Source organism: Corallococcus sp. AB049A (genome assembly GCF_003668885.1).
GTDB classification, from domain to species: domain Bacteria; phylum Myxococcota; class Myxococcia; order Myxococcales; family Myxococcaceae; genus Corallococcus; species Corallococcus interemptor.
In genome coordinates this window covers 1-7,751 of sequence record NZ_RAWL01000403.1, presented here as the reverse complement: position 1 = coordinate 7,751, position 7,751 = coordinate 1, and the positions used below count along the sequence as shown (strand labels likewise).

The following is a 7,751-nucleotide window of genomic DNA, read 5'->3' as shown; positions in this document are numbered from 1 at the left end:
AGCTTGGGCCATCGGCGGGTCGTGGTTGGGAGGCGGGGGACGGGTTCCTTCAGGTCGAAAACACTGCGGTACCGCGGAGCGTGCCCGGCTTCATCGCCGGAACACGGAAGCAGGACAGCGGCGGGCACCCTGACCGCCTGTTTACGCGAAACGGGGACTCGTGGATTTCCGAGGGTAGGCAGGAACCTCCAGGAGGGAACGGGTCCGTCACGTTCTTGTCGCCCACGCCGCGCGCGAGGTCCGCCACGCGACAGAAGACTCGGCTCTGGACAGGGACGGGGCGCATCCTCCCGGAACCATACCCCGCGGAAGGCCAGACGGGGGCCCGCCCCAGGGGGTGAAGGCGACTTGTGTCCACGACGGAGGGTTGTGGCCGGAGCGGATGCTCCAGGGTCTCCCAGGTGCTGGGAAAACGGGGCGGACGCCACCCAGGGGGGGAGGTGCGCCCTGTCCCCGTTCCCAGCTAGTTCTTCCTGGCCTCTCCATCGCCCCGCTCCAGCTTGCGGTAGAGCGTCTTGCGGTCCACGCCCAGGATGCGCGCGGCGAGCGTGCGGCTGCCTCCCACCGCCTCCAGCACGCGGTGGATGTAGCGCCGCTCCAGCTCCTCCAGCGTCACCAGCTCCGACGGGTCCGTGTTCTCAGGCACCACGCGCGGCGAGCTGTAGTTGCGGATGCGCTCCGGCAGGTCGTCCACGGTGAGCTGTTCGAAGGACGTGAGCGCCACGGCGCGCTCGATGCAGTTCTGCAGCTCGCGCACGTTGCCCGGCCACCCGTAGGCCAACAGGCGCTGCGCCGCCGCGGGGGACAGCCCCACCACCTTCTTGCCCGTGCGGGTCGCGAACTGCTCCACGAAGCGCTGGGACAACAGCAGCACGTCGTTGCCGCGCGCGCGCAGCGGAGGCAATTCCAGACCAATGACGTTGAGCCGGTAGTAGAGGTCCTCGCGGAAGCGGTTCTCCTCCACCGCCAGCTCCAGGTCGCGGTTGGTGGCCGCGACGATGCGCGCGTCGAAGGGCGTCTCCGTGTCCCCGCCCACCGGGCGCACCACGCGCTCCTGCAGCGCGCGCAGGAGCTTCGGCTGGAGCGTCATGGGCAGCTCGCCCACCTCGTCCAGGAACAGCGTGCCGCCATTCGCCTTCACGAACAGGCCCGTGCGCGAGGCCTTCGCGTCGGTGAAGGCGCCCCTGGCGTGGCCGAACAGCTCGCTCTCCAGCAGTTGCTCCGGCATGGCCGCGCAGTTGATGGCCACGAAGGGCCCCTCCTTGCGCCGGCCCCGGGCATGGAGCGCGCGCGCGGCCACCTCCTTGCCGGTGCCGCTCTCACCGGTAATCAGCACCGTGGCGTCCACGTCCGCCACCCGGTCGATGAGCGCGTAGGCCTGCTTGAGCGCGGGGCTCTCCCCCACGAGCGCGCCGTCGTCCTGGCGCTGGTCCAGGGCCTCGCGCAGCCGTCGCACCTCCGCGCGCAGGGCGCGGTGCTGCACGGCGCGCTCCAGCACCAGCACCAGCGCGTCCAGGTCGATGGGCTTGGTGATGAAGTCGTAGGCGCCCGCGCGGATGGCGGCCACCGCCGTCTCCAGGCTGCCAAAGGCCGTCACCACCACGACGGGGATGTCCGGCCGGTTGAGCACGATGCGCTCGCACAGCGCCAGGCCGTCCATGCCCGGCATGCGCAGGTCGGTGAGCACCGTGTCGAAGTCCTCGACGGACAGCTTCTGCAAGGCCTCGTCCGCGGCGGCCACGGCCACGGGCTGGAAGCCCCGGCGCTGGAGGCCCTTCTCCACCAGGGCGCGCATCTCGCGCTCGTCTTCGACAATCAGGATGCGGCCTGGCATGCGTGCGTCCCCGGCGGCAGGTAGATGGAGAAACAACTCCCACGGCCCGGCTCGCTTTTCACGTCAATCCAGCCGCCGTGGTCCCGCACCATCCCATAGGAGACGGACAATCCGAGCCCCGTTCCCTCGCCCACGTCCTTGGTGGTGAAGAAGGGCTCGAAGACGTGGGGCAGCACGTCCGCGGGAATGCCCGTTCCCTCGTCCTCCACGTCCAGCCGCACCCATTCCTGCTCCGCGCCGCCCACGTCCGCGGGGGGCGTGGCGCGCAGCACCTGCACGCGCACCCGCAGGGTGCCGGGCCGGGCCATGGCGTGGAGCCCGTTCATCACCAGGTTGGTGAGCACCTGCTGCATCTGCCCCGCGTCCACCTCCACGGTGAAGCCCGCGGGCACCTCCTGGGACAGCGTCACGCCCCGCTTCGTGGCCATGGGCTTGAGCAGCGACAGCGTGCGCTCGGCCAGCAGCGACAGGTCCTCCGGCGCGCGTGACGGGGTGCGCCTGCGCGCGAAGTCCAGCAGCTGCCGGATGATGCCGGTCATGTGCTGCGCCTGCTGGAAGATGATGCGGGCGCACTCGTTCACCTCGTCGCCCTCCGCCTCGCCGGAGGACACCATCTTCGCGCGGCCCATCACGACGTTGAGCGGCGTGCCCAGCTCGTGCGCCACGCCGGACGCGAGCTTGCCCACCGTGGTGAGCCGGTCCGCGTGCCGCAGGTGCTCCACCGTGCGCAGGCGCGCCGCCGTCTCCGACGCCAGCCTCGCGCGCGTCTCCTCCAGCTGTTCACCCATCCGGTTCATGGCCACCGCCAGCGTCGTCAGTTCGTCGCCGTGCTCGCGCCGCAGGGGCACGCGCGCGGTGAGGTCGCCCTCGCCAATCCGCCCCGCCAGGTGCACCAGCTGCTCCACGGGCCGGCCCACCAGCCTGCGGCCCATGGCCATGGCGGCCAGCAGGAAGAAGAAGGACAGCGCCGCCGTGGCGATGAAGGTGCCCACCACGGTGGTGCGCACGTGCTGCTCCTGCTCGGACATGGACTCGGTGATTTCAATGGCGCCCATGCGCCGGCCCAGGAACACCGGCGTGTACGAGCGCAGCACGCCGGGGCTGCTGGAGTTGTCCATCAGCCAGCCGTCGTTGCCCGCGCGCAGGCTGAGCAGCAGGGCCGGGGGCAGCGCCGGCGCGAAGCCCGAGCCGGGGCCTCCGTCCAGCCACACCCAGCGCAGCCGCACCTGCTCCTGGAAGCGGTTGGCCTGGTTGAGCAGCGTGAGCGCCTCGGACTCGCCCGCCAGCTGCCACGCCTTGCCAATGGAACCTGCCAGCGTGTGGCCGAGCAGGCGGTGGTCGTGCTGCGTGTCGATTTCCGACCGGGCGAGCTCCCGGTTGACCTGGAACGCCTGCAGTCCGGCCATCACCGCGACGGCGAGGAGCACCAGGGCCAGGGTGAACTTGCGAGCGAGCTTCACGAAGAGGCAACCCCCGGTTCGTGCGTGAGGGGGAAGGAACACACGGACCGGGGAGGTACGCTACGGGTACCGCGGGTGCTGCGTCACGACAGTGTGTGGCTAGTTGCTGCCCGAGCCTTCGGCCGGAGCGGCGGGGGCCTTCTGGCTGGCGCCCGTCTTCGCCTTCTTCGCCTTGGCGCCGGCCTTCGCCTGGGCGGCGGGCGCGCTCTTGGCGGCGGGCTTGGACTCGGCGGCGAAGGCGCCGGAGGCGAGGGACAGGGACAGACCGAGGACCAGGGCGGACGTGCGCTTCATGGAGAGACTCCGGATCAGACCCGCGAGGTGTGAAGTGGGGTGTGGGGTGCGGGGCTGACCAGGGGCCAGAGCATTGGCCATGCCAACACACGCCCCAGAGCGGGGCGCTGCCAGACGCGGGGCGCGATGGCCATGCTCCCCTGGGGCACATTGCCCCGGCGGGGGCAGGATGCCCCGGAGGCTTTGGGGGCACGACGGCTCCACGGCCTTTCAAGGCAGGTGGCATGCGCCGTGCTCCCTGCTCAGGCGGCCGTGCCCGCGTCGGCGGGCGGAGCCTCGGGGGAGGGCACGCCGTTGAGCTCCGCGCGCAGCCGCTCGCGGTCCAGCTCGTTCTCCCAGCGGGACACGACGATGCTGGCCACGCCGTTGCCAATGAAGTTGGTGAGCGCGCGCGCCTCGCTCATGAACCGGTCGATGCCCAGGATGAGCGCCAGCCCCGCCACCGGCACGGACGGCACCACCGCCAGCGTGGCGGCCAGGGTGATGAAGCCCGCGCCCGTCACGCCGGAGGCGCCCTTGGACGTGAGCATCGCCACGCCCAGCAGCGTCGCCGTCTGAGTGAAAGTCAGGTCCACGTTGAGCGCCTGCGCCACGAAGAGCGCCGCCATGGTGAGGTAGATGTTGGTGCCATCCAGGTTGAACGAGTAGCCGCTGGGCACCACCAGCCCCACCACGGACCTGGAGCAGCCCAGCCGCTCCAGCTTCTGCATCAGCGGCACCAGCGCGGACTCGGACGACGACGTGCCCAGCACCAGGAACAGCTCCGCGCGGATGTAGCGCAGGAACTTCAGGATGGAGAAGCCCGTCACCCGCGCGACGAGCCCCAGCACCACCACGACGAAGAGCACGCACGCCAGATAGAAGCAGCCCATCAGGCGCAAGAGCGGCCCCAGGCTGGTGATGCCGTAGGCGCCCAGGGTGAAGGCCATGGACGCGCCCGCGCCAATGGGCGCCAGCTTCATCACCGTGCCAATCATGTGGAAGAAGGCCTTGGACAGCGCCTCGAAGAGGACGACCACGGGCTTCGCCACGGGGCCAATGGCCGTCAGCGAGAAGCCGAACAAGAGCGCCAAGAGCAGCACCTGGAGCAGGTCGCCCTCGCCGGTGAAGGCGTCCACGAAGGTGCGCGGGATGATGTGCAGCAGGAAGCCCAGGGTGGACTGGTCATGGGCCTGCTGGGCGAAGCGGGCCACGGCGCTCGCGTCCAGCGTGCGAGGGTCCACGTTGAAGCCGGAGCCCGGCTTGAGCACCGTCACCACCACCGCGCCGATGACGAGCGCGAACGTGGAGATGACCTCGAAGTAGAGCAGCGCCTTGCCGCCCACCCGGCCCACCTTCTTCATGTCCGCCACGTTGGCCACGCCCAGCACCACGGTCAGGAAGATGACCGGGGAGATGAGCATCTTCACCAGCGCGATGAACCCATCGCCCAGCGGCTTGAGCTTCACCGCGGTGGACGGCGCGAAGTGGCCCAGCAGGCCCCCCGCGAAGATGGCGGCCAGCACCCAAAGGTAGAGGCGCGAGGACTTCGTGTCGGCGCTCATGGTCGTGCGTCCCCCTCAGGCCGACTTCTGCTCGGCTTCGTCCTTCTCGAACAACAGCTCCAGCTCGCGGCGAGCGCGGACGATGACCTCCATCATCTTCTTCTCGTCCTTGAAGACCTTGGCGCTCTCCAGCATCAGGGCCTCGTCGTGCTCGCGGAAGCGCTCCACGGAGCGGCGGGCCTCCGCGAAGGTGAGGCCCAGCTCCTGGAGCACGTCGCCGGCCATCGTCAGGCTCGCGTCGAACGTCTCACGGATGAGGTGGGTGACGCCCAGGTCCAGCAGCCGGTACGCGTGCTCGCGGTTGCGTGCCCGCGCGTAGATGGTCAGGTGCGGGAAGTGCTCCTTCACCATCTGCGCGGTGCGCAGGGACGCGGCCATGTCGTCGATGGCCAGCACGAACACCTTGGCCTTCTCCGCGCGCGCGGCGCGAAGCAAATCCAACCGGGACGCGTCGCCGTAGAACACCTGGTTGCCGAAGCGCTGGATGAAGTCGATGTGCTCCGCGCTCGCGTCGATGGCGGTGAACCCGATGCGGCGCGCGCGCAGCAGACGGGCCACCACCTGGCCCACGCGCCCCATGCCCGCGATGATGACCGGGTGGTCCTCTTCCGGGGACACGTCGTACTCGCGCTGCGGGCCCTTGTGCTTGAAGCGCGGCGCCACCCAGCGCTCGTGGATGGCGGACAGGAACGGCGTCACCACCATGGACAGGCCCACCACCAGCACCAGCAGGTCCGCCTGCGCGCGCTCCATCACGTGGAAGGACACCGCCAGGGAGAAGAGGACGAAGGCGAACTCACCGCCCTGCGAAATCACCACCGACAGGCTCAGCGCGGAGCCCGGCTTCTTCAGCCCCACGCGCCCCAGTCCGTACAGCACCAGCGCCTTGAGGAACGTCAGGCCCAGCACCAGCGCCAGCACGCGCAAGGGCTCGCGCATGAGCAGCGCCAGGTTCAAGGACATGCCCACGGCGATGAAGAACAGGCCCAGCAGGAGGCCCTTGAAGGGCTCGATGTCCGCCTCCAGCTCGTGGCGGTACTCGGACTCCGACAGCAGCACGCCCGCGAGGAACGCGCCCAGCGCCATGGACAGGCCCACCGCGCTGACCAGCGTCGCGGTGCCGACAACGACGAGCAGCGCCGTCGCGGTGAACAGCTCCTGGCTGTGCACGGACGCCACCGCGCGGAACACCGGCCGCAGGAGGTAGCGGCCCGCGACCACCACGACCAGCACCGCGCCCACGGCCTTCACGGCCATCAGCCACCCGGCCTCCGTGGACGGCGTGTCGGACCGGCCCAACAGCGGCAGCGCGGCCAGCAGGGGAATCACGGCCAGGTCCTGGAACAGGAGGATGCCGAAGGCCAGCTGCCCATGCTCGGCGGTGAGCTGGTTCTTCTCCGCGAGCAGCTGGAGCGCGAACGCGGTGGAGGACAGCGACAGGCCGAAGCCCGCGATGATGGCCGCGCCCCAGGACAGGCCCAGCGCCTTGCCCACGCCGCCCAGGAGCACGCCCGTCAGCACCACCTGCGCGCCGCCCATGCCGAACACGGAGCGGCGCAGGTTCCACAGACGCGACGGCTGCAACTCCAGGCCAATCACGAACAGCAGCAGCACCACGCCCAGCTCCGCGATGTGGAGGATGTTCTCCACGTCGGAGATGAGGCCCGCGCCATACGGCCCGATGGCCGCCCCCGCCGCCAGGTAGCCCAGCACGGAGCCCAGCCCCAGCTTCTTGAAGAGGGGCACGGCGACCACCGTGGCGGCCAGGAACACCAGCGCCTGATGCAGAAAGGACATAAGGCGCCTGCATGGCACGCTGAAGGCCACCTCGGCAACAGGCGTGGGGGACGGCTCAGGCCTGCTGGGTGGGCATGAGGGTGAGCTGCTGGAAGTTGATGTGCCGGGGCAGGGCGGTGGCGAAGGCGATGATGCCCGCGACCTCCTCCGGCGACATCCAGGTGAGCGACTTGCGAGCCCCCTCCAGCCAGGCCCGCGCGCCCGGGTCGGTGTTGCCGTCGTGCAGCGCCGTGTCCACCAGCCCCGGCTCCAGGGCCATGACGCGGACGAAGCGCGGGCCCAGCTCCGCGCGCAGGTGGCGGGACAGGTGGGTGACGGCGGCCTTGGTGGCGCCGTAGACGTTGAAGTTGGGAAACACGGACTGCGCGGCGACGGACGACACGTTGATGAGGTCCGAGCGCCCGCCCGCCTTCGCCGCCGCCAGCAGCGGTTCGACGAAGGTCTCCACGACGCGCACGCTGGCCTTCACGTTCAAATCAATCATCCGCTCCCAGTCCTCCGTGGGGTGCGCCTCCAGGGGTGTGGGCCGCATGAGGCCGGCGTTGTTGAGGACCAGGTCCACGACGCCCAGCTCGCCGGCGATGACCTTCGCGGCCTCCTTCACGGACCGCGCATCCACCACGTCGGTGCCCAGGGCGAGCGCCCGGCCACCCCCTTGCGTGATGGTGGAGGCGAGCGCGTCCAGCCGCTCCTTGCTGCGTGCGAGCAGGGCGACGCTCGCGCCGTCCCGCGCGAGGCGCAGCGCGGTGGCGGCGCCAATGCCGCTGGAGGCGCCGGTGATGACGGCGACGCGGCCGGAGAGGGGGAGGGTGGGGGATGCCA

Annotated in this window: 6 protein-coding genes; all 6 read right to left on the bottom strand. The window is 70.3% G+C overall.

All coding sequences use genetic code 11. The annotated features are described in order from the left end of the window. Nucleotides 1-463: 463 nt before the first annotated feature. Entirely contained in the window at nucleotides 464-1,834 is a 1,371-nt protein-coding gene (locus D7X55_RS31485) for a sigma-54 dependent transcriptional regulator (protein WP_120551177.1), read from the bottom strand. Further along, a complete protein-coding gene (locus D7X55_RS31480; protein ID WP_121724997.1) occupies nucleotides 1,816-3,294 on the bottom strand; it encodes a sensor histidine kinase in 1,479 nt (492 codons plus the stop codon). Before D7X55_RS31480 ends, D7X55_RS31485 begins: the two co-directional genes overlap by 19 nt. Nucleotides 3,295-3,393: 99 nt before the next feature. Then, a complete protein-coding gene (locus D7X55_RS31475) occupies nucleotides 3,394-3,588 on the bottom strand; it encodes a hypothetical protein (RefSeq protein WP_121724996.1) in 195 nt (64 codons plus the stop codon). A gap of 242 nt (nucleotides 3,589-3,830) precedes the next feature. Next, nucleotides 3,831-5,132, bottom strand: a complete 1,302-nt coding sequence (dctA, locus tag D7X55_RS31470) for a C4-dicarboxylate transporter DctA (protein ID WP_120551174.1) — start codon at nucleotides 5,130-5,132, stop codon at nucleotides 3,831-3,833. Between the two features lie 15 nt (nucleotides 5,133-5,147). Further along, complete coding sequence (locus D7X55_RS31465; RefSeq protein ID WP_120551173.1) at nucleotides 5,148-6,929, bottom strand: monovalent cation:proton antiporter-2 (CPA2) family protein; 1,782 nt, start codon at nucleotides 6,927-6,929, stop codon at nucleotides 5,148-5,150. 55 nt (nucleotides 6,930-6,984) lie between these two features. Beyond that, nucleotides 6,985-7,751, bottom strand: a 767-nt coding sequence (locus tag D7X55_RS31460; protein ID WP_199747245.1) for an SDR family oxidoreductase, incomplete at its 5' end; no start/stop codon positions are given.

Coding starts and splice junctions, on each gene's coding strand:
- D7X55_RS31485 (WP_120551177.1), bottom strand. CDS start 1,834: ATGCCAGGCCGCATCCTGATTGTCGAAGACGAGCGCGAGATGCGCGCC.
- D7X55_RS31475 (WP_121724996.1), bottom strand. CDS start 3,588: ATGAAGCGCACGTCCGCCCTGGTCCTCGGTCTGTCCCTGTCCCTCGCC.
- dctA (WP_120551174.1), bottom strand. CDS start 5,132: ATGAGCGCCGACACGAAGTCCTCGCGCCTCTACCTTTGGGTGCTGGCC.
- D7X55_RS31465 (WP_120551173.1), bottom strand. CDS start 6,929: ATGTCCTTTCTGCATCAGGCGCTGGTGTTCCTGGCCGCCACGGTGGTC.